This window comes from Achromobacter sp. FW305-C-30-7 (genome assembly GCF_058783105.1).
Genome location: NZ_JBYSYI010000006.1, coordinates 20,915 through 47,622, shown reverse-complemented (window position 1 = coordinate 47,622; position 26,708 = coordinate 20,915). Strand labels below are relative to the sequence as shown.

The following is a 26,708-nucleotide window of genomic DNA, read 5'->3' as shown; positions in this document are numbered from 1 at the left end:
GGGGTCTAAAGCCTTCGGCCAGCGCCCCCAAAAGGAGCGGCCTTCGACCCGCCAAAACGCCAGGTTCGCGGCCAACTCAGGCCAATTTGGCGCCAAATCCTGGCAATTCCTGCCATTCTACGCCACCTGCGGGATGCCCCCGTTCCCCCTTCCCGGCTTTTTTTCAACGTGGCGAAATAAGTTGCGCCAGATCTGTTTCCAGGGGTGACGGCTCGCCGGCCAGGCGCGCGGCGATCAGGTCGCCCATCAGCGCCGACCATGAAAGGCCGCGCGACGCGTAACCGACGGCCAGCCACAGACCCGGGGCCTGAGGAAGCTCGCCCACGGCCGGCAGCCGCCCCGGCAGCACGGCCCGCCAGCCGGCCCAACCCGGCAGGCTGCCAGGCTCCAGGGAATCAAAGTCCGGAAAGCCGCCGCCCAGCAGGCCCGCAGCCTTGTCCAGGGTGACACGCTGACCTTCGGCGCCGACCCGCACTTCGGCCGCGCCATGCACGTAAGTGCTGCCGGCCACGCAACCGGTGCCCACATCGGGCAGCAGATAGCCCTCGCCGCCGACGATGCAGCGCGGACCGCCGTGCAGTGCCCGGGCTGGCACCAGCGTTACCTCGCCCGCGAGCGCATGCATCTGCGCCACACGGGGCAAGGGATCCAGCAGACCGCTATCGGCCAGCACGGCGCGCGCGCCGAACGCATTGGCCAGGATGACGGTATCGGCGCGCGCCAGCTCGGCGCCGGCCAGATCGCGCACGCTCCAGCCCGCGCCGTTGCGGTCGACACTGGCCACCTTGCCGGGCAGGACCGTCACGCCGTCCGCCGCCAGCAGCGCCTCTATCAGCCTGCCAGGCTGCAGCAACATGCCCTGTCCGAAATACACCCCGCCCCGCGCCAGCGGCAGGCCGGCCAGGGCGCTGGCTTCGTCGCGGTTCACCTGGCGCACCCAGTGCCCGGGAAAGGCCAAGGTCTCCAGGGTGCCGGCCAGCGCCGCGGACCGGCCTTCGTCGCGCTCCAACTGCACGGTGCCGCAGACCAGCGGCGCCGCGCCTTCGGGCAGGCTTTGCCATCGCGCCAACGCGCGCAGACTGCCCGCGCGCGACAGACGCGCCCGCGCGTTGTCATCGCGCGCCACCACCGGAGTCAAAGCCGCCGCGACATGCCCGGCATGCGATGGCGCGCCCTGCGCCAGGCCTGCGTCGAGCACCGTCACACGCCACCCGCGCGCGGCCAATGCTTGGGCAATGCCTGCGCCCGCCAGCCCCGCCCCCACCACCACGGCGTGGCGGGAATCCTCGTCCGGGGCGCTCGGGGCCGCGCAGCCCGGCGCGATGGCAGCCGCCACGGTCATATGCCATTTGCCGCCGTAGCCGGGCGCCCGCCGCGCCTCGAAACCCGCCGTCCGCAAGGTCTGGCGCAATTCGCCGGTGCAGGCCCAGGTAGCCAGCGTGGCGCCGGGTGCGGCCAGCTTGGCCAGGTCGCGCAGCAGGGAAAGCTCCCACATCCGCGGATTGCGCTCCGGCGCGAAGCCGTCCAGGAAGAATGCGTCCACGCTCGCGTTCAGGCGGGGCGCCAGGACCTGGGCATCGCCGAAGCCCAGCGTCAGCGTGACGGCGCCGCCCTCGAACTCCAGGCGATGCAATCCGGGCAACAGGACCGGCCATCGCTCTGCCAGCTGCCGTCCCAGGCCGGCCAGGGACTCGGGCGCGTAGCGGGCCAGCAAAGCCGCCAGGTCTTCGCGTTCGAAGGGATGCCCTTCAAGCGACACCACGTGCAGCGCGGCGCTGCGCAGGGGATCGTCGCGCCATGCTTTCCAGAGGGCCAGGAAGTTCAGCCCCAACCCGAAGCCCGTTTCGCAAACGGTGAAACCGCGGCGACCACGCCAACGCTCGGGCAGGCCGTTGCCTCGCAGGAACACGTGTTCCGCCTGGCCCAACGCACCCGATGGCGAATGGTAGACATCGCCATAAGCGGGACTGTCGAGCCGGCCGTCGGCGTCGAACTCAGCCTTGGCGGGGATCAGGGGAGCATAGCTAGAGGACATGGAAACGGCGACGGCGGACGAAATGGAGAATGGGACTCAGCGCGGATTATCGGATGCGGCTGCGTTGGGCGGACGCCACACGCGGCGCGGCGGTTTAGGGGCGCAGCCACGGAGTTGACGCATACATGGGCTTACACTGGTTTCATGGATACCTACGATCAGCCCCGCTCGCAGACCTCGCCCATCGACCTGTGCGCCGCGATCGACGCGGCAGTCACGGCGGCCCATGCCGGCGCGGCCATACTGCAATCCTACGCGCATCACCGCGCGGATCTCGTGATCGACCGCAAGGCGCGCAACGATCTCGTGTCCCAGGCGGACCGCGAGGCGGAGGCTGCCATTATCCAGGAGCTGCAAGCGCGCACGCCCAAATTCGGCATCGTCGCCGAAGAGACCGGCGGCAAGCCGCAGGGCAGCGCCACCTGGTATATCGATCCGCTGGACGGCACCACCAACTTCCTGCACGACATTCCGCATTACGCGGTGTCGATCGCGCTGATCGCGCACGCCGGCACCGCCATATCAGCCACCGAAACGCTGGCCGAGGACACGCCTGTGGTCGGCGTGGTGTACGACCCCTGCCGCGAGGAACTCTTTACCGCGGTCCACGGCCTGGGCGCCTGGCTCAACGGCCGGCGCATCAAGTGTTCGCGCACGCCGACCATCGAAGACGCCGTTCTGGCCACCGGGTTTCCGTTCCGCGACTTTTCATTCGCCGCGCAATATATGCCCATGCTGCACGACGCCATCAACCGCGCCCGCGGTGTGCGCCGCATGGGCGCGGCCGCGTTGGACCTGGCATGGACCGCCTGCGGCCGCTATGACGGCTATTGGGAAATGGGCCTGGCGCCCTGGGACGTGGCCGCCGGCACGCTGATCCTGCGCGAAGCGGGCGGCGCGTGTTCGGACATGCACCGGCAGGATCCCTGGCCCATCGGCGGACGCGTCGTGGCCGGCAACAAGGCCATCGAGCGCGCCTTGCACGAAATGATCGCGCCGCACCTGGACAAAAAGGACTGACGGCCCTTACGCCGCGGTGCCCGTGGGTGCGCCCGCAACCGCATCGGGACGCAGCTCCCGGCGCAGTATCTTGCCCACGTTGCTCTTGGGCAGCTCGTCGCGGAATTCCACGTAGCGTGGACGCTTGTAGCCCGTGAGCTTTTCGCGGCACCAATCCTGGATCTGCGCCTCGGTCAGCGTCGGGTCCCGCCGCACCACGAATACCTTGACGGCCTCGCCCGAGTGCTCGTCCGGCACGCCGATCGCCGCGCATTCCAGCACGCCGGGGTGCTGCGCCACTGCGGCCTCGACCTCGTTCGGATAGACCTTGAAGCCCGACACCGCGATCATGTCTTTCTTGCGATCGACGATGCGGGTATAGCCCTGCTCATCCATGATGCCGATGTCGCCGGTGCGGAAGTAGCCGTCGGCGGTCATGGAGTGGCGGGTTTCCTCGGGCTTCTGCCAGTATCCCAGCATGACCTGCGGCCCGCGGATACCCACTTCGCCACGCTCGCCCAGCGGCACTTCATGGCCTTCGTCGTCCAGGATGGCCACGTCGGTGGACGGCAGCGGCAGGCCGATGGAGCCGGAGTACGCGGTCGCGTTGGTGGGATTCACGGTCGCCACCGGCGAGGTTTCCGACAGGCCATAGCCTTCTATCAGCGGCCTGCCCGTAATCTTCAGCCAACGTTCGGCGACCTGCTGCTGCACCGCCATGCCGCCGCCCAAGGTCAGCCGCAAGGCAGAAAAGTCCAGGCGGGCGAAGTCGTCGTTGTGCGCCAGTGCGTTAAACAGCGTATTAACGCCGGGGAACACATTGATCGGCACCTTGCGCCACGCGTTGATGAGCGAAGGCTGGTCGCGCGGGTTGATGATAAGCACGTTGCGCATGCCGGCATGCAGCCCATACAGCCCGCACACGGTCATCGCGAACACGTGGTAGAGCGGCAGCGCGCTGATGATGGTGAGCTGCTGGTCCGCGAGGTCATGCACCACGGGCTGGGCCACCGCTTCCGTCTGCAGCACATTGGCCACCAGATTGCGATGCGACAGCATCGCGCCCTTGGGCACGCCGGTGGTGCCGCCGGTGTATTGCAGCACCGCCACGTCGTCCATCGACAGCGGCGGCGGCGCAAAGCGCTGGCGCGCGCCGTCGCGCAGCACGTCGGGCAGCATGCGGGCGCCATCGATCTGCCATGCGGGCACGATCTTCTTGACGTAGCGCGCAGCCAGATTCACCAGCGGCGCCTTCAGCCCGCCGAGCAGATCGCCGGGGCCGGTCACGATGATGTGCTTGAGCTGTCCGCGGTCCGTGACGCGCTGCAAGGTGTGCGCGAAATTTTCCAGGATGACGATGGCCGACGCGCCGCTGTCCTGCAGCTGTCGCTGCAGCTCTTCAGCGGTGTAAAGCGGATTCACGTTCACCACGACCAGACCCGCGCGCAGCGTGCCCAGCATGCTGACCAGATAGGCAGGCACGTTCGGCATCATCAATGCCACCCGCTCGCCCTTGGCCAGGCCCATGCTTTGCAGCCAGCCGGCGAACGCTTGCGCATGGGCGTCGAGCTGCGCATAGGTAATGTTGCTGCCCATCGCGGTGCAGGCGATGCGCGAGGCGTACTGCTTGCAGGCCCGATCCAGCAAGTCAGTCAGGGAGGCATAACCCTCTGTGGATATCTCCGCCGGAACCCCCTGCGGATAATGGGCAAGCCACGGACGCGTCATGGTATTTGTCTCCATTAAATTGGTTTTTGATTGATGATACCCTTGTTGCGTTCCCTTTTTTCGCCCGAGAGCTCCATGAAACTGCTCGAACCCATCGTCGCGTGGCATCACGACATTTCCAAGATCCGCCGCGACATCCACGCGCATCCCGAACTGGCTTTCGAAGAGTTCCGCACCGCCGACGTGGTGGCGGCGAAACTCGAGGAATGGGGCATTGAAATCGACCGCGGCCTAGGCGGCACCGGCGTGGTCGGCATCATCCGCGGCAATCTGCCGGGCGACCGCGCCGTGGGCCTGCGCGCCGACATGGACGCGCTGCCCATGCAGGAGGTCAACACCTTCGCGCACGCCAGCACCAACGCCGGCAAGATGCACGCCTGCGGCCACGACGGCCACACGGCCATGCTGCTGGCGGCCGCGCAATACCTGTCGCAGCACCGCGATTACGCCGGCACGGTCTACGTGATCTTCCAGCCTGCGGAAGAAGGCGGCGGCGGCGCCAAGCGCATGATCGACGACGGCCTGTTCAAACGCTTTCCCATGGAAGCGGTGTTCGGCATGCACAACTGGCCCGGCATGAAGCCCGGCCAGTTCGGCCTGACCGCCGGTCCCATCATGGCCTCCAGCAACGAGTTCTCCATCATCGTGAAGGGCAAGGGCACGCACGCCGGCATGCCCAACCTGGGCATCGATCCGGTCATGGCGGCCGTGCAACTGGCGCAATCGCTGCAGACCATCATCACGCGCAACCGCAATCCGCTGGATGCGGCCGTGCTCAGCATCACGCAGATCCACGCCGGTAGCGCCGACAACGTCGTGCCCAACCACGCCGAATTGCGCGGCACCGTGCGCACCTTCACGCTGGACGTGCTGGACCTGATCGAACGCCGTATGGAAGAGATCGCGCGCCACACCTGCGCGGCGATGGACTGCGAAGTCGAATTCACGTTCCAGCGCAACTATCCGCCCACCATCAACCACGCCGAGGAAGCCGCGTTCTGCGCCGACGTGCTGCGCGACATCGTGGGCGAGGCCAACGTCAACGACCACGTGCAACCCACCATGGGCGCGGAAGACTTCGCCTTCATGCTGCAGGAACTGCCGGGCTGTTATGTCTGGATCGGCAACGGCACCGGCGACCATCGCGACAGCGGCCACGGTCTGGGCCCCTGCATGCTGCATAACGGCAGCTACGACTTCAACGACGAACTGCTGCCGCTGGGCGGCACCTACTGGGTCCAGCTGGCGCTCAAGCGCCTGGCCAAGGTCTGACCCTCAAACGCCGTCCGCCATCCCGACCGCCAGGCACATCGCCAGGAAGCGCTCGGCGGCGCGGGCGGCGGCGTCGGCATGCGGCACCAGGATGCTCAGGGTCCGCGTCAGCGGCCTGGGCAAGAGGCGCAAGGCCGCCAGGGCGCCATCCTCGTGCCGCATCGACATGACCGACACGAAGCCCACGCCCAGTCCGGCCCGCACCGCCTGCTTCACCCCCTCCACGCCAGCCAGCTCCAGGCCCACCGACGGCGCCAGGCCGGCGTCCGCGAAAGCGCGCTCCACCAGCCGGCGCACGCCCGAACCGGGCTCGCGCATGATCAGCGCTGACGCCGCCAGGTCGCGCAGCGTCACCGCCCCTTTTCCCGCCAGCGCGTGGTCCGCGCGCACCACCGCCACCACTTCGTCCTGGCGCCAGGCATGCACGGCCGTGTCCGCGGGCAAGCCCGTAGGCACGTCGCCTTCGATGAACGCCAGATCCAGGGCCGGCAGGCGCTCGACGATCTCACGCGTGTTGCCATCGGACAGATGCAGGCTGACCGCCGGAAAGGCATGGCGGAAATCGGCCACCAGGCTGGGCAGCAGATAGCTGGCGGGGGTGGTGCTGGCGCCCAGGCGCAGATCGCCGGTTTCCAGTCCGCGCCAGGATTCGCGCACCGCCTGCGCCTGCCGGTACACCTGGCGCAACTGGCGTGCCTGCTCGGCCAGGCGCTCACCGGCTTCGGTCAGCGCGATGCCGTGGCCGCTGCGGCGGTACAGGGGTTCGCCGAACCATTCCTGCAACATCCGTAGCTGGCCGGAGACGGCGGGCTGGGACAGGTTCAGCAGCTGCGCGGCGCGGCTGATATTGCCGGCATCGGCCACGCTGGCGAAGGTAAGCAGCTGATCGGGAGTCATGATCGCCTAAATATCAGAATTCCTGATATTACATATCTGAAATAAAGATTTTTCAAATAGTAGGCGGGAAATTAATATTTCGGGAAGTTATTTAGATATGCCTCCCCCAAAAGGCCAGCCATGAGTACATCTACCAGCACCGCCGTCCCCCTCCCCGCCACGCCGACGGCGTCTCCCGCCGCCACACCCTGGCGCGACAAGCTCAACGGCGTGCTGTTCGTCGGCCTGATGGCCGCCGCGGTGATGCAGCTCGCGGACCTGCCCGCCATCCGCCAGCTGGGTTTCTCGCCGCTGGTCGTGGGCATTGTCTGCGGCATGCTCTACGGCAACTTCCTGCGCGGCACCATGCCCGCCGACTGGAGCGCGGGCGTGAATTTCACCGCGCGGCGCCTGCTGCGCATCGCCGTGGCCTTCTACGGCCTGAACATCAGCATCCAGCAGATCGCCGCCGTGGGCCTGCCCGGGCTGGCGGTCTCGGTGGCGGTGGTGGTGGGCACCCTGGTGCTCGGCACGGTGGTGGGCCAGCGTCTGTTGGGCCTGGACCGCGACACCGCCATGCTGACGGCCGCCGGCAGCGCCATCTGCGGCGCCGCCGCCGTGCTGGCCTTCGAACCCACATTGCGGGCCGCTCCCCACAAGAGCGCCGTGGCCGTGGCCACCGTGGTGCTGTTCGGCACCCTGTCCATGTTCCTGTACCCGGTGCTCTACCACGCGGGCTGGCTGAACTTCGACACCCAGGCCCTGGGCATCTATATCGGCGGCACCATCCATGAAGTGGCCCAGGTCGTCGGCGCGGCCAGCAACGTCGACCCCGCCACCACCGAAGTCGCCACCATCGTGAAGATGACCCGCGTGGCCCTGCTGGTGCCGGTCCTGCTGATCCTGGGCATGTATCTGCGCAGCGCAGCCTCGCATGCCGGCGGCCAGGGCAAAGGCGGCAAGCTGCCGATCCCCTGGTTCGCGGTGGGCTTCCTGGTGCTGGCCATCATCAATTCGCTGAACATCATCCCCGCCGACGCGGTGGCCGCCATCCGCCGCCTGGACGTCTTCGCCCTGACCATGGCCATGACCGCGCTGGGCATCGAAACCCGCTTCGCCCAGATCCGCAAGGCCGGTCCCCGGGTGATGGCGCTGGGCCTGATCCTGTACCTCTGGCTGTTGGTCGGCGGCTACGGCATCGTCAAGCTGGCGTCCTGATCCCCGGCCCGCCGCGCCCAGAGGCGCGGCGGGCTTTGCGCATGCACGCCGCTGTCGCGTTTTTCCTGCATAATCGGCTGGTTCCCTAGCAGTGGAGTCGGCCGCATGACCTCCAGCACCAAAACCCCGTTTACGACTTTGCCCGCCGATCGCGATGCGGTGTTGCGCGTCATGCCGATGCCGGCGGACGCGAATATCCACGGGGACGTCTTTGGCGGCTGGATCATGTCCCAGGTCGACATCGCCGGATCGATCCCCGCCGCGCGCCGCGCCGCCGGGCGCGTGGCCACCGTCGCGGTCAATGCCTTCCAGTTCAAAGAGCCGGTGTTCGTGGGCGATTTGCTCAGTTTCTACGCAGCCATCACCAAGACCGGCACGACCTCGGTCACGGTGTCCGTCGAGGTCTACGCGGAGCGTCAGCGGCTGGACGCCGAGATCGTCAAGGTCACCGAGGCCACGCTGACCTACGTCGCCACCGACGAAGCCCGCCGGCGCCGTCCCCTTCCTACTCTTTGAGCCGTAACGCATGACGCAGTCCGCCGCCGCGCAGAAACCGCCCGCGACGCCCCGCCGCCTCGACCCGGAAGACGCCCAACACGCGCTGGCGGAAGTGCAGGAACGCCTGCGCCGCCAACAACTGGTCGCCGACCTGGTGCATCGCCAGGAAGAAGGCGATTCCAAGGCCTCGCTGGTCGAGGACCTGGTGCACCGCCAGCACGAAGCCGAACTCAAGACCCTGCTGGACGGCCTGCATCCGGCCGACATCGCCTTCATCCTGGAATCGCTGCCCAAGGACGAACGGCAGGCCATCTGGAAACTGGTCAGCCCCGAGCACGACGCGGACGTGCTGCTGGAAGTCGAAGACTGGGTGCGGGAATCGCTGATCGAGGCGATGGACCGCCAGGACCTGGTTGCCGCCACCGGCAACATGGACGCCGACGAGCTGGCCGACCTGGCGCCCGACCTGCCGCCCGACGTGGTGGCCGAAGTCCAGAAAGGCCTGACCGAAGAGGAACGCGCGCAGCTGCTGGAAGCCATGGGCTATCCGGAAGACAGCGTGGGCGCGATCATGGACTTCGAGATGGTCCGGGTGCGCGAGGACGTGACGCTGGAAGTGGTGCTGCGCTATCTGCGCCGGCTGCACGAACTACCCGACCACACCGACCAGATCTTCGTGGTGGACCGCCAGGACAAGCTGCAAGGCATCCTGCCCCTGTCCAAGCTGCTGGTCAGCGAGCCCGAAACCGAAGTGAGCGCGGTCATGAACTCGGATTTCCTGGCGCTCAACCCGCTGGATTCCGACGCCGATGCCGCCGGCGCCTTCGAACGCTACGACCTGGTCTCCGCGCCGGTCATGGACGACCAGGGCCGCCTGATTGGCCGGGTCACCATTGCCGACGTGGTGGACGTGATGCGCGAAGACTCCCAGGAACAGGCGCTGTCGCGCGCCGGCCTGCAGGAAGAAGACATTTTTGCGCCCGTCGCCACGGCCCTGCGCAACCGCGCCCCCTGGCTGCTGTTCAACCTCTGTACCGCCGCCACGGCGTCCTTCGTGGCCTCCCAGTTCGAGGGCACGGTCAGCCAGATCGTCATCCTGGCGTTCCTGATGTCCATCGTGGCCGGCATCGGCGGCAACTCCGGCAACCAGACCATGACCCTGATCATCCGGGCCTTGGCCATGGGCCGGATCACGGGCCGCAACCTGTGGCAGCTGGTCAAGCGCGAACTCCTCGTCACCCTGATGGTGGGGCTGTGCGGCAGCCTGGTCGCCGCATTGTTCGCCTGGGCGATTTCGCATTCGCTGTCCATCGCGCTGGTGATGATGGCCGCCATGATCTGCAATATGCTGGTCGGCGCGTCGGTGGGCGTGCTGGTGCCGATGGTGCGCGCCCGCTTCGGCAAGGATCCGGCGATGGGCTCGTCAGTGCTCCTGACCTTTGCCACCGATTCGTTGGGGTTCTTCATCTTTCTGGGCCTGGCGACGATTTTCCTGCTGTAGCCCGGATACAACGGTCAAGAAAATCGGCTTCCCTCTGGCGGCGCCCGGTTGACAGCTAGCTGACAGGGTAGATAACGATCGTTCCATTACAGTAATGGAATTGTCATCTCTACCCTTTCTGCATCCACAATGACTGCAAGATTCCGGGCGGCAATGCTTTGCCTGCTGCTCGCCACCTTCGCCGCCACCGCCCAAGCCTGTGACAGCATGCCCTCATGGGCCCAGTCGGCCTGCAACCGCCTTGACCAGATCTGGAACGAGGGCGGCAACGACCTGTACTTCACCGGCTACTCGTGGCACAACCGGGCCACCTACAGCAAAGAGAAGATCGACAGCTTCAACGAGCTGGCCTGGGGCGGCGGCTACGGCCGCAGCATCTACGACGAAGACGGCGACTGGCAGGGCCTGTACGCCATGGCCTTTCTCGATTCGCATAGCAAGGTCGAACCGATCGCCGGCTACGGCTTCCTGAAGATCGGGCGGGTCAGCGAGAACTTTCGCCTGGGCGCGGGCTATACCGTCTTCCTGACGGCGCGCCACGACATCATGAGCTACGTGCCGTTTCCGGGCATCCTGCCGCTGGTGAGCGCGGGCTACAAGGACGCGATGCTATACGCGACCTACATCCCGGGTTCCGCCGGCGCGGGCAACGTGCTGTTCATGTTCGGCCGCTGGAGCTTCTGAAGCGCTCGCAGGCCTCAGAAGGCCTGGCCCAGCCTGCGCACCAGATCGCCCAAGCGCCAGTCGTCGATGCCGTGCGCACGCAGCGCACGCTCGGTCTCCACGACATAGTCCAGGCAAGGCCCCGAATGGCCGACGGCATTGCGCACCGACGCCAGCAGACGATCGTCGCTGAGGCCTGCCGCGTACTCCTGGCAAGCCCGGTTCAACAGGAACACCAGCCCGCGCACCGGCGCGGCTTCGGTATGGCAGGTGAGCCAGCGCGGCGAGTACGCGCCCGTGATCATCTCGCGGCGCCATAGCGCCTGGAATACCGCGGGCACGTCGCAGGCGGCGATCTGGAAAGCCACGCCGCGGCAGCAGCCGCCGCGGTCCAGGCCGAACACCAGGCCGGGATTGTCGGGCGAACCGCGATGATCGTGCGACCACAGACACAGGGACCGGTGGTAGCCGCGCACCGTCGCCAGCCGGCGCTCGCGCCAGGTGAAGCCGGGGTGCCATATCAGGGATCCATAGGCGAACACCCACAGATCGTCGACGCCGTTCCAGCCGACCAGCAGGTCATCCACCGAAAGCGCGCGCCGCGAAGTTTCCGTACCGGCGCAGCCGGCGGGTACTGCCAACGACATAGGGTCCTCTGATATCCCGATTCATCCCATAATGGGAGTGGGGATATCCTACGCCGTAGCCCGCGCAAAAGAATTGCGTGATGGAGGCCGGCCGGCGGGCCGAATGGAATTTGCATCCCCGGCAGCCCCCGCCATGGAAAAAAAATTGCGCGCGCCCGCCTACACCGCGTCCAGCGGCAATTCGGTGGTGCTTTTGATGACTTCCATCGAGAAGCTGGCGCTGACATCCAGCAGATCCACGGCGCCGATCAGGCGGCGGTAGAAGCGGTCGTAGGCCGCCATGTCCTCGACTACGACCTTGAGCAGATAATCGACGTCACCCGCCATGCGGTGGAACTCCACCACGTTGGGCAGGGCCATCACGGCGTTGATCAGGCTCTGGGTCCATTTCTCGTTGTGCTGGCTGGTCTTGATGGACACGAAGACCGTCAGGTTCAGGCCCAGCGCGCAGGGATCCAGCAAGATGGCATTGCGGGCGATGACGCCGTCATCCTTCAGCTTCTGGATGCGGCGCCAGCAGGGTGTGACGGACAGGTGCACCTGCTCGGCGATCTCGGCGACTGAACAGGTGGCGTCCTTCTGCAGCAAGGCCAGTATCTTGATGTCCGTCTGGTCCATGGGTTTCCTCGGCTGGATCGGCCCCAATGTTGCCTGTTCCGCCTGCCCGCGTCCAGCTTGCGCCCGCCGGGCGCCGGACTTCAGTAGGTCCCGGGGTAGCCGCCGCCGTCGATCAGGATGTTCTGCGCCGTCATGTAGCCGGCCTGCGCGGAACAGACATAGGCGCATAGCGCGCCCAGCTCCTCGGGCTGGCCGTAGCGGCCGGCTGGATTCGCGCGTCCGCGCTCGTCCCAGAGCTGCTCGAAGCTCTTGCCGCCGGACTGATCCAGCATGCCTTGTATGTGCCTGACCTGCGCATCCGTGGCGAAGGCGCCGGGCAGCAGGTTGTTGATGGTGACGTTGTGGCGCACGGTCTGCCGCGCGAGTCCGCTGACGAAGCCGATCAGGCCCGAACGCGCGCCATTGGACAGGCCAAGCTCGGCATGCGGCGCCTTGACGCTGCGCGACACGATGTTCACGATGCGCCCGAAGCGCCGCTCCATCATCCCGTCCACCACCCGGCGGATCATGTCGATGGGGCCCAGCATCATGGCGTCCAGCGCGGCGATCCAGTCGTCATGGCTCCAGTTGCGGAAGTCGCCCGGCAGCGGGCCGTCCGCATTGTTGATCAGGATGTCGGGATGCGGACAGGCGGCCATGGCCGCGTCCCGGCCCGGCGCCTGCGTCAGGTCGGCCGACACCCAGCCCACCCCGATTCCGGTTTCATGCGATATCTCGGCCGCGGCCTGCTCCAGCGTGGCCGGGTTGCGGGCGGCTATCGTGACCGCCACGCCTTCCCGCGCCAATTGCAGAGCGCACGCCCGACCCATGCCGCGGCTGCCGCCGAATACCAGTGCCGTCTTGCCGCCGATCCCCAGATCCATGCCCGACTCTCCTGTCATTGCGCTTTGGCGGAGCACTCCGCCAAAGCGGACCAGTATAGGACTGCTGTATCAGCCCATCCACTGGCTGACCGGCGCCGCCGCATCCTGCAAGGGCTGCGCCACCACGTCGATCAGCGCCGGGCCGTCATGCTCCATTGCCGCCTTGATGGCGGCGTCCAGCTTGGCCGGATCCTCCACGCGCCAGGCCTTGACGCCATAGGCTTCGGCGATGCGGGCATGGTCGGTGCGGTTGAAGTCCACGCTGTAGTAGCGCTTGTCGTAGCCCGCCTTCTGGCTGGCCTTGATCCAGCCATAGACCGAGTTGGAGAACACCACCATCAGCAGCGGCGCCTTGTGCCGCACGATGGTTTCCAGTTCGCCCACGGTGAAGCCGAAGCTGCCGTCGCCCATCACCGACACACACTTGGACTGCGGCCGGCCGACCCAGGCGCCCAGCGCGGCCGACATGGAGAAGCCCAGCGCGCCGTGCGCGCGGTTGGTGATGAAATGACGGCCGGGGCGCGACACGTCGTAGTAGGCGGAGAAATACGGGCAAGGCGTGCCGGGGTCGGCGCAGACCACCGCGTCGTCCGGCAGCAGGCGGTTCAGGGACTGCACCACGCGCTCCGGGCGGATGGGTGCGTCCAGGCTGTGGGCCAGCGGCTCCAGCTGCGCCCGGCGGGCCTCCTTGGCGCGGCCAGCCAGCACCGCGCCGTCGGCGGCATCCGCGGGACGGTGCGCCAGGCGCGCCGCGACCTCCACGCCCAGGGCCTCCAGCGCCAGCTTGGCGTCGCCCACCATGCCGACTTCGGTCAGGTAGTTGGCGCCGATCACCATGGGATCGATGTCGATATGCAGGATGGGCACGTCGCGGTTCGGAAAGCGCCAGTGCTCGGTGGAGGTCGAACCGGCGCGGCAGCCGACGAACAGCACCACGTCGGCCGCGGCCACCACGTCGCGCGTCGCCATCACGCCGCCGTTGGAGCCGACCACGCCCGCATTCAAGGGATGGTTGTCGGCCAGGCTGCCCTGCCCGCTCACGGTCACGCAGACCGCGGCCTTGAGCGATTCGGCCAATTCCTGCAAGGCGCCGCTGGCGCCGGCGATGACCACGCCGCCGCCGCAGATGATCACCGGCGCCCGCGCGCTGACCAGCCGCTGCGCGGCGCGCGCGACGTCCAGCGGATCCGGCGCATAGCGCATGGCCGGGAAACGTCCGTGCTCGGGCTGGGCCCAGACATCGGACGCCTCCACCTGCTGCTTCATCACGTCATACGGAAAGCACAGATGGGCGGCGCCGGGCTTGCCGGTCGTCATGGCGCGGAAGGCGGCGCGCACCATACCGGGGATCTGGTCCGCGCGGTCGATGGTGCGGTTCCATTTGGTCAGCGGACGGTACAGCGCTTCCTGGTCCAGTTCGGTCAGCGGATACTTGCCGCGCGAGCCCACCGCCACGTCCGAGGTAATGCCCAGCACCGGGATCGACGATTCGTTGGCCTCCACCAGGCCGGGCAGCAGATAGGTCGCGCCGCCGCCGCTGGGGCCTTCGCACACGCCGACCTTGCCGGTCACGCGGGCATAGGCGTCCGCCATGTAGCCGGCGCTGCGCTCATCGCGCGTCAGGATGTGCTGCATGCCGTGGTCCAGCCGGTACAGCGCGTCGTAGAACGGCAGGCTGGTATCGCCGCACAGGCCGAATATGTGCTTGACGCCGTTGTGCTGCAGCATGCGCACCATGGCTTCGGCGCCGGTCATATTTTCCATGTCATCTCCACTTGTGTTGCACGCGCCGCGGCCGGGCGGCACTCCGCCGGCCGCGCGTGGTTCAGTTGTCCAGATTGATGTTGCTGCTCTTGATGAAGGCGCTCCAGCGGTCGTATTCCGACTTCACGTAGGCGTCCAGCGCCGGACCGTCGGAGGCCACGATTTCGAAGCCCGCGTCCGTGACCTTCTTGCGGATTTCCGGATCGGCCAGCACGGCCTTGAAATCAGCGGTCAGCTTTTTTACCGTTGCGTCCGGCGTGCCCTTGGGCGCGAACATGCCGCTCCAGGAATAGGCGACAAAGCCCGGGAAGCCGGATTCCGCCACCGTCGGCACATTGGGCAGGTCGGCCAGGCGCTTGTCGCCCGCCACCGCCAGCGGCTTGATCTTGCCGGCCTGGATCTGGCCGCGCAGGGCGGCGAAGCTCAACCAGGTCATGCTGGCCTGGCCGCCCACCACCGCCTGGATGGCCGGTCCGCCGCCGCCGTACGGCACATGCAGCAGTTCGACCTTCGACAGGCGCTTGAGCTCTTCGGGCGCCAAATGGTTCAACGAGCCCACGCCGGTCGAGGCGTAGTTGAACTTGTTGGGCGGCTGCTTGGCCGCGGCGGCGAGGAATTCCTTCAGGTTATCCCCAGGCACGCCGGGATTGGCGCCCAGCACCAGCGGGAAGCGCACCGTCTGCGAAATGGCGACGAAGTCCTTGAACGTGTCGTAGGGCAGCTTGGGCTTCACGGCGGGGTTGATGCCGTGGTTGTCGAAGCTGACCAGCAAGGTGTTGCCGTCCGGTTCGGCGCGCGCCACGAAGGCGGTGGCGATCTGGCTGGCCGCCCCCGGCCGGTTTTCGACCACCACCGCGCGGCCGCCCAATTGCTGCGACAGGCGCGGCTGCAGGATACGCGCCAGGATGTCGGTACTGCCTCCGGGGGGATACGGCACGACCAGTATCAGCGGCCGTTCCTCTGCGGCGGTAGCCGGCGACGTGACGAAAGCACCTGCCGTGGCGGACAACATGCATAGCGCAGCCAGTCCGCGCTTGATCCCGTGATTCATAGATTTTCCCCTGCTTGTATGGTGTTGGCCGGCGCTGCCGTGGCGGGTTCGACCTGGTCCCGCATGTAGATCGTGGAAAAACCGGTGCGTATGACGTCGGTGATCTGATCCAGGCGGCGGCCGATATGCGCGCCCATCAGGTCCGGCAAGGCATCGATGTCGCGCCGTTCCAGCGCCTCGACGATGCGAAGGTGCTCGCTCTGCGTGTGGCTGCGGCGCCCCTGCTGCATGTCGATCCAGCGCACGAAGTGAATGCGGGCGTTGACGCTTTCCAGCGCGCGCACGAACTCCTCGTTGCGCGAGTAGCGCGCCAGCGTCAGATGGAAAGCCTCATCGAGTTCCAGCAGGCGGGTGGCGTCGCTGTCCTCGGGCAGGTCGCGGGACCGCTCGACGAACTCCCGCAGGCTGGCCAGCTCTTCGTCGCTGGCGCGCTCGCAGGCCGCGCGCACGATGCCCGCCTCCAGCACGGCGCGGTACTCGTAGAGACTGTGGATCTGCTTGGCGTCGAGCAGGCGGGCAATGAAACCGCGATTGACCGAGCGGGTCAGGAAGCCCTCGACCATCAGCTGGTTCAGGACTTCGCGCAGCGGCGTGCGGCTGACGTTCAGCCTGCGGGCCAGCTCCACCTCGTTGATGCGTTCGCCGGGTTTGAAGTCAAAGCGCACTGCCATCGCCTTGACCGCGTTATACAGCTCCGCCTGCGCTTCCTTGGTGCGCGCCGCGGGCCGGATTGCGATTGAGGATTGGGTCATGCCTGCTCACCTGCGCTCGGTTGGATGGCCGGGAATGAAATGCATACTAAAGTGCATACAGTTGGCGCAACAACCCGGGTTTCCCCGTAAGCCGACCTCCCTACCCGCCCCTGAGCGAGGCAAACGCAGGGCGAAAAAAAGCCCGCAATGCGGACATTGCGGGCCATTCGTTCCTGCGGCGGCGCCTGCCGCCTGGCGCTTACAGGCCGGTGTCCAGCGTGTAGTGGGCGCCGTCCTTGTTTTCCAGGGTCAATGTCGAGAGCGTGGGCGCTGCTGCTGCCGCATCCTGGCTCACGTGGATGCGCAGATTCGCCAGCGGCACGTCCCAGCCGCCGTTTGCGGCCTCGGCATCCACGCCAGCCACCAGCGCCAGCCGCTGTGCGACCGCGCGCGCATCCTGCGCCCGGGCATCGATGCGCACCAGGCTGCGGGCGCCGTTGGGGTGCGCCATGAGTTCAGGCGACCACACGCACTCGGGCGTCAGATGGCGGCAGAAATACATGCGGATGCCGGGCAAGGGCTGCTCGGCGAAGCGCACGGTATGGAAACGGGCCTGGACTTCCTGGCCGTCCAGCATGGCGGGACGGCTCAGTTCCTGGACCGGGTTGACGGCAAACCCGGCGGCCAGCAGGCGCTCGCGAGTGGCTTCGGCATCATAGGTGCGGAACACCAGCGCTTCCAGCCCGAATGGCGAATCGGCGATTTCCTTGCGGGCGGGCGGCGCGCCGGCCGGCCAGCCCAGCAGTTCGACATACGTGCCTTCCAGCACGATCAGCCGGTTGCACGACCCCAGGTTGTGCACCGCCTTGTCGCTGAGGTGGAACCCCTGGCGTTCGAAATGCGGGGCCAGCGCATCCAGCCGGTCGCGCACCATGACCACGGCATGGTCGAATTCAGTGCGGCCGACGGAATGCAGCATGATGGCTCCTGGATCAGACGAGCTTGCCGTGGCACTGCTTGTACTTCTTGCCACTGCCGCAAGGGCACGGGTCGTTGCGGCCGACCTTGGGCAAGGCATTGCGCACGGGCTGGGCGCCGCTTTCCGGTTCGGACTGGGCCAGCGCTTCGTCGTAATCGGAATGGTGATACTGCACGTTCTGCACGTGCGGCTGCGCCGCTTCGGCCTCGGCCTGTTCGACCTGTTCCTGCGACTGCACGCGCACCGTCATCAGCACCCGGACCACGTCGTCGCGGATGCGGTCCAGCATGCCCGAGAACAGTTCGAAGGCTTCGCGCTTGTACTCCTGCTTGGGATTCTTCTGCGCATAGCCGCGCAGATGGATGCCCTGGCGCAGGTAATCCAGCGCCGACAGGTGCTCGCGCCAATGCGTGTCGATCGCCTGCAGCATGATCGAACGCTCGAACTGCGACCACGATTCCGTGCCCACCTGGTCGACCTTGGCCTGGTAGGCGTCGCGCGCCGCGCCAACGACACGCTCGCGCAGGTCGTCGTCGGTCAGGCTGGCTTCCTTTTCCAGCATTTCGGTCAGCGGCAACTGCACGTGCCAGTCGGCTTCCAGCGCCTTTTGCAGCGCCGGCACGTCCCACTGTTCTTCCACCGATTCCGGCGGCACGTAGGTGTTGACCATCTCGGCCACGGCGGCATCGCGCAGGTTCTGCACGGTGGCGCCCACGCTGGCGGCTTCCAGCACGTCATTGCGCTGCGAATACAGCACCTTGCGCTGGTCGTTGGCGACGTCGTCGTACTCCAGCAATTGCTTGCGGATGTCGAAGTTTCGGCCTTCCACCTTGCGCTGCGCGGTCTCGATCGAACGCGTCACCATGCCGGCCTCGATGGGCTCGCCCTCGGGCAGCTTCAGGCGTTCCATGATGGCGCGCACGCGGTCGCCCGCGAAGATGCGCATCAGCGAGTCTTCCAGCGACAAATAGAAGCGCGACGAGCCCGGATCGCCCTGGCGGCCGGCACGGCCGCGCAGCTGGTTGTCGATACGGCGCGATTCGTGGCGTTCGGTGCCGATGATGCGCAGGCCGCCGGCGGCCTTGACCTGCTCGTTCAGCGGCTTCCAGTCGGCGCGCACCTTCGCGATGCGGGCTTCCTTTTCGGCTTCGGACAGCGACTCGTCGGCGCGGATCAGATCGACCTGCTTGTCGACGCTGCCGCCCAGCACGATGTCGGTGCCGCGGCCCGCCATGTTGGTGGCGATGGTGATGTGGCCAGGCTTGCCGGCTTCGGCAACGATCTCGGCTTCGCGGGCGTGCTGCTTGGCGTTCAGCACTTCGTGCGGCAGCTTGGCCTTCTTCAGCAGGCCCGACAGCAGCTCGGAGTTTTCGATGCTGGTGGTACCCACCAGCACCGGCTGGCCGCGTTCGTGGCAGTCGCGGATGTCTTCGAGAATGGCGTTGTACTTTTCGCCGTCGGTCTTGAAGACCTGGTCGTTCTGATCCTTGCGGACCATGGGCTTGTTGGTCGGGATGATGACCGTTTCGAGCCCGTAGATTTCCTGGAATTCGTAGGCTTCCGTATCGGCCGTGCCGGTCATGCCGGACAGCTTTTCGTACATGCGGAAGTAGTTCTGGAACGTGATCGACGCCAGCGTCTGGTTCTCGTGCTGGATCTTCACGCCTTCCTTGGCCTCGACCGCCTGGTGCAGGCCATCGGACCAGCGGCGGCCCACCATCAGGCGGCCGGTGAATTCGTCGACGATCACCACTTCGCCGTCCTGCACCACGTACTGCTGGTCGCGGAAGAACAGCGTGTTGGCGCGCAGCGCCACCATCAGGTGGTGCATCAGCGCGATATGGCGCGGGTCGTACAGCGATTCGCCCTCGGGCAGGATGCCCAGGCGCGACAGGATGCCTTCGGCGTTCTCGTGCCCGGCTTCGGACAGGTAGACCTGCTGGCTCTTTTCGTCGACCCAGTAGTCGCCTTCGGGTTCCGGCTCCTGCGGCTTGGGCTCGTGGGCCATGCGCTTGAGCAGCGGCGGCACCGCGTTCATGCGGACGTAGAGTTCGGTGTGGTCTTCGGCCTGGCCGGAGATGATCAGCGGCGTGCGAGCTTCGTCGATCAGGATCGAGTCCACTTCGTCGACGATGGCGTAGAACAGCCCGCGCTGGCGACGGTCTTCAACACGGTATTCCATGTTGTCGCGCAGGTAGTCAAAGCCGAATTCGTTGTTGGTGCCGTAGGTGATGTCGGCGAGGTAAGCCGCCTTCTTTTCCTCGTTGGGCTGCTGCGGCACCACCACGCCCGTGCTCAGGCCCAGGAAGTGGTACAGGCGTCCCATCCATTCGGCGTCGCGGCGGGCCAGGTAGTCGTTCACCGTGACCACGTGCACGCCCTTGCCGGCGATCGCATTCAGGTAGACCGGCAAGGTCGCCATGAGCGTCTTGCCTTCGCCCGTGCGCATTTCGGCGATCTTGCCGCTGTGCAGGGCGATGCCGCCCAGCATCTGCACGTCGAAGTGGCGCATGCCGAACACCCGCTTGCCCGCTTCGCGCACAACCGCGAACGCTTCGGGCAGCAGATCGTCCAGGGATGTGCCCTGGGCGTGGCGGGAACGGAATTCCTCGGTTTTGGCCGCCAGCTCCGCATCGGAGAGCGCGGAGATCTTGGGTTCGAGCCCATTGATCTGGGTTACCAGCTTGCGATACTGCTTAAGCAGCCGGTCGTTGCGGCTGCCTATGAGTTTTTTGAGCAGAGAAACCATGCGTATGTCGGCCGCACGAGCCACGCCGCGCCCGCAAAAGGCCGGAGCAGCGTCACCCGTGACTTGATGTTATTGGTTGAGCGGGGGTCCGCTGGAAAACGAACCAGTTTAACGCACCTGGAGCGCAATAGCCTGAACCTATGGACAGGGTAGCACTGCCGGCCGGTTTGACCGGCGCGGACCGCCCAGGTTCACTGCCCGGCGTGGGCCACCGCGGAAGGCGGCGCAGTCTGATGCGGTCCCAGGAACAGGCGCGGGTCCAGCGGCTGCCCGGCCAGGCGGACCTCGAAGTGCAGATGCGGGCCAGTGGAACGGCCGGAACTGCCTACGCGGGCCACCTGCTGGCCGCGTTCGACCAGTTGCCCCTGCTTCACCATCAGGGAGGAAGCGTGGGCATAACGGGTGATCAAACCGTCCCCATGATCGATCTCGACCATATTGCCGTAGCCCGGCTGGAACTTGGACTCCAGCACCACCCCGCCCGAGGCCGCCAGGATGGGCGTACCCGGAGGCGCGGCGAAGTCCAGGCCCTCGTGCATGGCGCTGCGGCCGGTCACGGGGTTGCGGCGCCAACCGTACGAGGAACTGAGATAGGGGTAATCGGTGATGGGCATGGCGGTCGGCATGCGCGCCTGGTCCGCCGACCGCTTGGTCAGCGCCGCGTCCAGCAGCTTCAGATTGTCCGACTGCTGGGCCAGCCTGGCCTGGATCTCGTCGAGCTGGCGGCCTAGCGCCTCGGCCGAGGCCGCGCTGGGCGGCGGGTGGTCGGTGAACAGATCGTCCATGACCTGGGTGGCTTCGGGCTGGGTCAGCGCCTCGGGCTGCGCCACGGCCAGTTGCTTGGCCAGCTCGGGATCGGTGTAAGCCACGCCGGCCACCTTGGCCACGCGCTGGCCCAGGCCGTCGATGCTTACCAGCTTGGCCTGCAGCGCCCCCACCTTGGCGGCCAGCAGATTCATGTTTCCGCGCAGGAAATCGGCGTCGCGCCCGGGTTGGCCCGCCAGCGGCCAGCCCACGGTATGTACGGCCGGCAGGATCGGAGTAAGGTATCGTTGTAACGCGGCGCCAAAGATGGCGGCCGTGATCAAGGCGCCCCCCAGAAACAGCGCGAGGCGCGCGCCGCCCAGGGTGAAATGCCCGTCCCGCCCGTCGCGGGCGTGCATAATCACGATTTTCAAGGTTTGCTTCCTAATTCTTAGAGCCGGCATGAATAGACCCACTTCATACCGTCAACGTTCCAGTTCCAGCCGGCGGAAAGAAGATACCGCCCTGGGATGGCTGGGTCATGACATGCGGGGCGCCGGCGTTCTGGCGACCGCCCGCAAGCACTTGCAAATCCAGTACGCGGTGGCGGCGGTTCTGCCCGCCCCGCTGGGCGCCGTATGCCAGGTGGGCAAGCTGGAAAACCAGTGCCTGCACCTGGTGGTGCCGAGTGCCGCGCATGCGGCCAAGATGCGTCAATTGGCACCGCGCATCGCGCGGACCTTGGCAGACCAAGGCTGGAACCTTAACGAAATCGCCGTCAAGGTACAAGCGGGTTTGCCCAAACCTGGCGCCCGCCAGCCGCGCCCTCCCAAAGAGGCGCAACCACTGGGCGACACCGCCCTGGGCGCGTTCGAGACCCTGCACGACAACCTGCGGCCAGGCCCTCTGGCCGACGCGGTCGCCAAGCTGCTGAAGCACCACAAGAGTAGCTGAAGCCAGCCGGGTTGTCCGTGATCCGGGCCTCCCGGAAACGAAGCGAAACCAAGTTCTCGGACGGATCCATCCTATGGTTTGCCGCCGGTTTGCGCCTAAAGCGCTAGAGGATGACGACCGTCACATCCTCTGGGAGTCCTCAGGGACCTAGCCGCGCAAGATGATAGCGCGGACGTCGCGGAGCCGGCTTTGCCGGTCCGCAGACGTCGCCCCTGGAGGGGGCCCGCGTCAGCGGGTAGGGAGTGGGCGTGGCTCTAGGCCAGCTGCCACTCTTGGCGGAACGCCTGCGGTGCTTCAGTCTGGGATTCGTAGGTAATCAGTTCCCAGGCGTCGCGTTGCTCCAGCAGCGCACGGGCTAGCTGGTTGTTCAGGCCATGGCCGGACTTGCACGCGACGTAGCGCGCCACCAGGGGCTTGCCCAGCAGATACAGATCGCCGATAGCGTCCAGGATCTTGTGTTTTACAAATTCGTCGTCGTAGCGCAGTCCGTCGCTATTGAGCACGCGGTACTCGTCCATGACGATGGCGTTGTCCAGGCTGCCGCCGCGGGCCAGGCCCATGGAGCGCAAGGCCTCGACTTCATTGACGAAACCGAAGGTGCGCGCGCGAGCGATTTCACGCACATACGAGTGCGTGGCGAAATCGATCTCGGCAAAATTGGCCGTGGAGTCGATGGCGGGGTGGCGGAAATCGATCGAGAACGCCAGCGCGTAGCCCTCATGGGGTTCGAGGCGGGCCCATTTCTCGTTGCGGCCTTCGCCTTCGCGCACTTCCACCGGCTTCAACACGCGGATGAATTGCTTGGGCGCGTTCTGTTCAACGATGCCTGCCGAGCGCAGCAGATAGACAAACGTAGCCGCACTGCCGTCCATGATGGGGACTTCTTCGGCAGTGAGGTCGATATGCAGGTTGTCGATACCCAGGCCGGCCAGCGCCGACATCAGGTGTTCCACCGTGGACACGCGGACATTGCCCTGCTGCAGCACCGATGCCATGCGCGTATCGCCCACGCCGGTGGCCTGTGCGGGCAGATCCACGACCTGCGGCAGATCGACGCGATGGAACACGATGCCCGTATTCGGTTGTGCCGGGCGCAAGGTGAGCTCGACCCGCCGTCCGGAGTGGACGCCGACGCCTGTCGTGCGGACGAGATTCTGAATGCTGCGCTGTCGGAACATGAGACTTGGGTGTTTTGAGCCAGGAAGCCGGCAAGAAGACGAGCAGATTGCCGGCGTAACTGACGTATTGTAACTCTGTCCGATCCCTGGCGCCATTTGGCGTCCGGATCGACCGATACCTCCGTCCCTTATTGAAACCGTGCAAGGGAAACACGGACCGCTCTGCCTCCGGCTTGCCTGTGGGGACAGGCAGGCCGGAGATGAGGGAGTGCAATTAGAGCCAGAAATCGGCTCCTAGGTTCAATCCGCTTGCTTGCGCAGGAATGCCGGGATGTCGAAATGATCCATGCCCGAGCTTTCCAGAGCACGCACCTGGGCCGACGCCTGGCTGCGCGGGTTGCGCATGACAGACGGCATGTCCAGATTGCGGTAATCGCCTTGACCGCCAGCCGGCATCGCGCCCATGGGCATGTTGTCGGTGCCGGTACGCAGCACTTCAGCGGTGTTCTGCACCAGCTGCGGACGCGCTTGCGCACGGCCCAAGCCAGTTGCCACCACGGTCACGCGCAGGTTTTCGCCCATGGATTCGTCGTAGGCGGTGCCGAAGATCACGGTCGCGTCGTCCGAAGCGTAGCTGCGGATCGTTTCCATGATTTCGCGCGTTTCGCGCATCTTCAGCGAGCGGCTGGCGGTAATGTTGACCAGCACGCCGCGAGCGCCGTTCAGGTCCACGCCTTCCAGCAGCGGGCAAGCAATGGCGTGCTCGGCGGCCACGCGGGCGCGGTCCGCACCCGAAGCCGACGCCGTGCCCATCATGGCCTGACCCTGCTCGCCCATGATCGTCTTGACGTCTTCGAAGTCGACGTTGACGTTGCCTTCGACGTTGATGATTTCGGCGATGCCCGCGCAAGCGTTGTGCAGGATGTCGTCGGCCGAACGGAAGCAGTCTTCCTGCGTCGCGTCCTCGTCCATCAGTTCATAGAGGTTCTCGTTGAGCACCACGATGAGCGAATGCACGTGCTTGGCCAGTTCCGAGATACCGTCCTCGGCCATCTTCAGGCGCTTGTTGCCTTCGAAGGTGAAAGGCTTGGTGACCACGCCCACCGTCAGAATGCCCAGTTCCTTCGCGACTTCGGCCACGACCGGACCTGCGCCGGTGCCGGTGCCACCGCCCATGCCGGCGGTGATGAAGACCATGTGCGCGCCATTCAGCGCGGCACGGATCTCCTCGCGCGCGGTTTCAGCCGACGCACGTCCCTGCTCGGGCTTGGCGCCCGCGCCCAGGCCGGTACGGCCCAGACGGATCTGCACCGGGGCGTTGGTCGCCGCCAGTGCCTGCGCATCGGTGTTGGCGCAGATGAAATCCACCCCGTGCACACCGCTGCGAATCATGTGCGCCACGGCATTGCCGCCCGCACCGCCCACACCAACGACCTTGATAACGGTCCCTTTGGTGTTGTTCTCAAGCATCTCAAAGTTCATCATGATGACTCCCTCACAAGTCCGATTTCGCAAATCACAAAAATTCCCCAACCAACCTATGTTTTGTGAATCGCCTCAAACTCGTCGCCGGACGGGCCCGCAACGGGTTTGAAGCGCCTCCCCTCTTCTGGCCCGATCCGCGTTACCGCTGCGAACCGCACCAAGGACAGGCCCCAACCTGCCCCTTGAAACTCAGTTCATGAACCATTCCTTCATGCGCGCCAGCAGGCTCTTGAAATTGCCGGTCTGGGCGGCGACCTTGCGGCCGCGCACGCGCTGCATCCGTGCTTCCTGCAACAAGCCCATCACCGTCGAGAAGCGCGGATTGCGCATCACGTCGGCCAGGCTGCCTTCGTATTCGGGCACTGCCACGCGCACCGGCTTGAGGAACACGTCCTCGGCCAGTTCGATCATGCCCGGCAGTTGCGCCGAGCCGCCGGTCAGGACCACGCCGGACGCCAGCAGGTCCTCGTAGCCGGAATCGCGCACGACCTGCTGCACCAGCGTGAACAGTTCTTCCACGCGCGGTTCGATCACGGCGCCCAGCGCCTGGCGCTTGACCTGGCGCGGACCGCGGTCGCCCAGGCCCGGCACTTCCACGGACTCGTCCGGGCTGGCCAGCACCTGCTTGGCCACGCCGTAGCGCAGCTTGATTTCCTCGGCATCGGGCGTGGGCGTGCGCAGCATCGCGGCGATGTCGTTGGTGATCTGGTCGCCGGCAATCGGCAGCACGGCGGTGTGACGGATCGCGCCGCCGGTGAAGATGGCAACGTCGGTGGTGCCGCCGCCGATGTCGACCAGCACCACGCCGAGTTCTTTTTCATCGGCGGTCAGCACGGCCAGGCTGGACGCCAGGGGCTGCAGGATCAGGTCTTGCACTTCCAAGCCGCAGCGGCGCACGCACTTGACGATGTTCTGGGCGGCGCTGACCGCGCCCGTCACGATGTGCACGCGCACTTCCAGGCGCAGGCCGCTCATGCCGATGGGCTCGCGGATGTCTTCCTGGCCGTCGACGATGAACTCCTGCGTCAGCACGTGCAGCACCTGCTGGTCGGTCGGGATGTTCACCGCCTTGGCGGTCTCGATGACGCGGGCAACGTCGGTGGCGGTGACTTCCTTGTCTTTCACGGCGACCATGCCGCTGGAGTTGAAGCTGCGGATATGGCTGCCGGCAATGCCGGTGTAGACGTCGCGAATCTTGCAATCTGCCATCAGCTCGGCTTCTTCAAGCGCGCGCTGGATGGAATTCACAGTGGTCTCGATGTTTACGACCACGCCCTTGCGCATGCCGCGCGATTCGTGCTGGCCCAGGCCTAGCACTTCGAATCGCCCTTCAGGCAAAATTTCAGCCACCACAGCCACCACCTTGCTGGTGCCGATATCGAGGGCGACGATAAGGTCCTTGATGTCACGGGTCATGGCGTTAGCGTTTCTTGGGAGGTTTCGGTATGGATTTGGATTTGGTTTCCGACGGCGGCAACGGGGCCAGCGCCAGGGCGAAACCATTGGGATAGCGCAGGTCGGCCTGCGTCACGGTGCGCCCTTCCAGGCGCCCCGACACGGCGGGCCACGCCTGCACAAAACGTTGAATTCGGGCCGCGAACGGCAGAGCGCCCGGCAGGCCATGCGGATCCGGCGCGTCCGCGCCCGGATCTCGGCCCAGGTCCAGCGACATGCCGTTGGACAGCACCACGCGCCAGGCGTAGCGCGGACTCAGATCCAGCTGCGTCACGTGCATATCGAGCGGCGCGAACCAGCGGGCCAGTTCGGCGTAGCGTTGCACGACCAGCGATTCGGTGCCCTCCGGACCGGAGAACTGCGGCAGCACGGTCTCGTCGTCCACCTCGCCCGTATTGGCCGTGAACGCTTCGCCCCAGGTGTTGATCATCTGGTTCTCGTTCCACAGCGCCAGAGGCTGCTGTTCCTCGATCCGCACGCGCAGCACATTGGGCCAGATCCGCCGCACGGTGGCGTGCCGGACCCACGGCACCGACTCGAAGATCTCGCGCGCGTCGTCCAGGTCGACCGTGAAGAAATTGCCCTTGAAGCGGCCCGCGATCGCCGACCGCACCGCCCCCGTGGAGACGTAGTGCAGCTCGGTGTCCGGCATCGATTCCAGCTCGATGGCCGAGAGCGTGAAGAACGGGCGTTGCACCACCCACACCACGCCCGCGACGAGCATGGCGCAAACCGCCAGCACGGCCAGCGTGTTGGCGATCAGGTTGGTGGTGCGAGCGTCGTTCCACACAGAGTATCC

23 protein-coding genes are annotated in these 26,708 nt (G+C 66.2%); 7 read left to right on the top strand and 16 right to left on the bottom strand.

All coding sequences use genetic code 11. The features are described 5' to 3' along the window. Positions 1-163 precede the first annotated feature (163 nt). Positions 164-2,035, bottom strand: a complete 1,872-nt coding sequence (gene mnmC / locus AC3WOB_RS20065) for a bifunctional tRNA (5-methylaminomethyl-2-thiouridine)(34)-methyltransferase MnmC2/FAD-dependent 5-carboxymethylaminomethyl-2-thiouridine(34) oxidoreductase MnmC1 (protein ID WP_492275972.1) — start codon at positions 2,033-2,035, stop codon at positions 164-166. Between the two features lie 144 nt (positions 2,036-2,179). Between mnmC and AC3WOB_RS20060 the strand changes: the two genes are divergently transcribed. Next, entirely contained in the window at positions 2,180-3,055 is an 876-nt protein-coding gene (locus AC3WOB_RS20060; protein ID WP_013391552.1) for an inositol monophosphatase family protein, read from the top strand. Positions 3,056-3,061: 6 nt separating this feature from the next. On the opposite strand, the gene AC3WOB_RS20055 is transcribed toward AC3WOB_RS20060, so the two are convergent. Further along, on the bottom strand, positions 3,062-4,762 hold the full coding sequence (locus tag AC3WOB_RS20055; RefSeq protein ID WP_013391551.1) for an AMP-binding protein: 1,701 nt from the start codon (positions 4,760-4,762) through the stop codon (positions 3,062-3,064). Between the two features lie 75 nt (positions 4,763-4,837). Between AC3WOB_RS20055 and AC3WOB_RS20050 the strand changes: the two genes are divergently transcribed. Further along, on the top strand, positions 4,838-6,034 hold the full coding sequence (locus AC3WOB_RS20050) for a M20 aminoacylase family protein (RefSeq protein WP_492275971.1): 1,197 nt from the start codon (positions 4,838-4,840) through the stop codon (positions 6,032-6,034). A 3-nt stretch (positions 6,035-6,037) separates the two neighbouring features. Here the strand turns inward: AC3WOB_RS20050 and AC3WOB_RS20045 are convergent, their stop codons facing one another. Further along, on the bottom strand, positions 6,038-6,931 hold the full coding sequence (locus AC3WOB_RS20045; RefSeq protein ID WP_492275970.1) for a LysR family transcriptional regulator: 894 nt from the start codon (positions 6,929-6,931) through the stop codon (positions 6,038-6,040). Between the two features lie 120 nt (positions 6,932-7,051). Here AC3WOB_RS20045 and AC3WOB_RS20040 point away from each other — a divergent pair, with 120 nt between their 5' ends. From AC3WOB_RS20040 to pagP, 4 genes are all read left to right on the top strand, one after another. Then, positions 7,052-8,128 (top strand): YeiH family protein, encoded by a 1,077-nt coding sequence (locus AC3WOB_RS20040; protein ID WP_013391548.1) that lies wholly within the window; start codon positions 7,052-7,054, stop codon positions 8,126-8,128. 105 nt (positions 8,129-8,233) lie between these two features. Further along, complete coding sequence (locus AC3WOB_RS20035; protein ID WP_013391547.1) at positions 8,234-8,644, top strand: acyl-CoA thioesterase; 411 nt, start codon at positions 8,234-8,236, stop codon at positions 8,642-8,644. A 10-nt stretch (positions 8,645-8,654) separates the two neighbouring features. Beyond that, the gene (gene mgtE, locus AC3WOB_RS20030) at positions 8,655-10,127 is read left to right on the top strand and encodes a magnesium transporter (RefSeq protein ID WP_492275969.1); all 1,473 of its coding nucleotides are present in this window, start codon (positions 8,655-8,657) and stop codon (positions 10,125-10,127) included. A gap of 129 nt (positions 10,128-10,256) precedes the next feature. Next, positions 10,257-10,811 (top strand): lipid IV(A) palmitoyltransferase PagP, encoded by a 555-nt coding sequence (pagP, locus tag AC3WOB_RS20025; protein WP_207472148.1) that lies wholly within the window; start codon positions 10,257-10,259, stop codon positions 10,809-10,811. Positions 10,812-10,825: 14 nt separating this feature from the next. On the opposite strand, the gene AC3WOB_RS20020 is transcribed toward pagP, so the two are convergent. The 9 genes from AC3WOB_RS20020 to AC3WOB_RS19980 form a co-directional block, all read right to left on the bottom strand. Continuing rightward, positions 10,826-11,437, bottom strand: coding sequence for a gamma-glutamylcyclotransferase (locus tag AC3WOB_RS20020; RefSeq protein ID WP_013391544.1), 612 nt, complete (start codon positions 11,435-11,437; stop codon positions 10,826-10,828). 159 nt (positions 11,438-11,596) lie between these two features. After that, a complete protein-coding gene (locus AC3WOB_RS20015) occupies positions 11,597-12,055 on the bottom strand; it encodes an Lrp/AsnC family transcriptional regulator (RefSeq protein ID WP_013391543.1) in 459 nt (152 codons plus the stop codon). An 80-nt stretch (positions 12,056-12,135) separates the two neighbouring features. Next, a complete protein-coding gene (locus tag AC3WOB_RS20010) occupies positions 12,136-12,918 on the bottom strand; it encodes an SDR family NAD(P)-dependent oxidoreductase (RefSeq protein ID WP_013391542.1) in 783 nt (260 codons plus the stop codon). A gap of 69 nt (positions 12,919-12,987) precedes the next feature. Beyond that, positions 12,988-14,682, bottom strand: coding sequence for a thiamine pyrophosphate-binding protein (locus tag AC3WOB_RS20005; protein ID WP_013391541.1), 1,695 nt, complete (start codon positions 14,680-14,682; stop codon positions 12,988-12,990). Positions 14,683-14,743: 61 nt separating this feature from the next. Further along, complete coding sequence (locus AC3WOB_RS20000; protein ID WP_492275968.1) at positions 14,744-15,733, bottom strand: tripartite tricarboxylate transporter substrate binding protein; 990 nt, start codon at positions 15,731-15,733, stop codon at positions 14,744-14,746. Next, entirely contained in the window at positions 15,730-16,485 is a 756-nt protein-coding gene (locus AC3WOB_RS19995; protein ID WP_492275967.1) for a GntR family transcriptional regulator, read from the bottom strand. The genes AC3WOB_RS20000 and AC3WOB_RS19995 overlap by 4 nt, the downstream gene beginning before the upstream one ends. Before the next feature lie 199 nt (positions 16,486-16,684). Continuing rightward, the gene (locus AC3WOB_RS19990; protein ID WP_492275966.1) at positions 16,685-17,404 is read right to left on the bottom strand and encodes a VOC family protein; all 720 of its coding nucleotides are present in this window, start codon (positions 17,402-17,404) and stop codon (positions 16,685-16,687) included. A 13-nt stretch (positions 17,405-17,417) separates the two neighbouring features. After that, on the bottom strand, positions 17,418-20,153 hold the full coding sequence (secA, locus tag AC3WOB_RS19985; RefSeq protein WP_492275965.1) for a preprotein translocase subunit SecA: 2,736 nt from the start codon (positions 20,151-20,153) through the stop codon (positions 17,418-17,420). A 191-nt stretch (positions 20,154-20,344) separates the two neighbouring features. Continuing rightward, positions 20,345-21,316 carry a M23 family metallopeptidase gene (locus AC3WOB_RS19980; protein WP_013391535.1) on the bottom strand — a complete coding sequence of 324 codons (972 nt, stop codon included), beginning with the start codon at positions 21,314-21,316 and terminating at the stop codon, positions 20,345-20,347. A 127-nt stretch (positions 21,317-21,443) separates the two neighbouring features. On the opposite strand from AC3WOB_RS19980, the gene AC3WOB_RS19975 reads away from it, so the two are divergent. After that, positions 21,444-21,851 (top strand): DciA family protein, encoded by a 408-nt coding sequence (locus AC3WOB_RS19975; protein ID WP_013391534.1) that lies wholly within the window; start codon positions 21,444-21,446, stop codon positions 21,849-21,851. Positions 21,852-22,105: 254 nt separating this feature from the next. Here the strand turns inward: AC3WOB_RS19975 and lpxC are convergent, their stop codons facing one another. The 4 genes from lpxC to AC3WOB_RS19955 form a co-directional block, all read right to left on the bottom strand. After that, positions 22,106-23,029, bottom strand: coding sequence for a UDP-3-O-acyl-N-acetylglucosamine deacetylase (gene lpxC, locus AC3WOB_RS19970; RefSeq protein ID WP_492275964.1), 924 nt, complete (start codon positions 23,027-23,029; stop codon positions 22,106-22,108). 240 nt (positions 23,030-23,269) lie between these two features. Next, positions 23,270-24,454, bottom strand: a complete 1,185-nt coding sequence (gene ftsZ / locus AC3WOB_RS19965; RefSeq protein WP_054457598.1) for a cell division protein FtsZ — start codon at positions 24,452-24,454, stop codon at positions 23,270-23,272. A gap of 189 nt (positions 24,455-24,643) precedes the next feature. Then, the gene (gene ftsA / locus AC3WOB_RS19960) at positions 24,644-25,870 is read right to left on the bottom strand and encodes a cell division protein FtsA (RefSeq protein ID WP_006217473.1); all 1,227 of its coding nucleotides are present in this window, start codon (positions 25,868-25,870) and stop codon (positions 24,644-24,646) included. Positions 25,871-25,874: 4 nt separating this feature from the next. After that, a complete protein-coding gene (locus tag AC3WOB_RS19955) occupies positions 25,875-26,699 on the bottom strand; it encodes a cell division protein FtsQ/DivIB (RefSeq protein WP_013391531.1) in 825 nt (274 codons plus the stop codon). Positions 26,700-26,708: the final 9 nt, after the last annotated feature.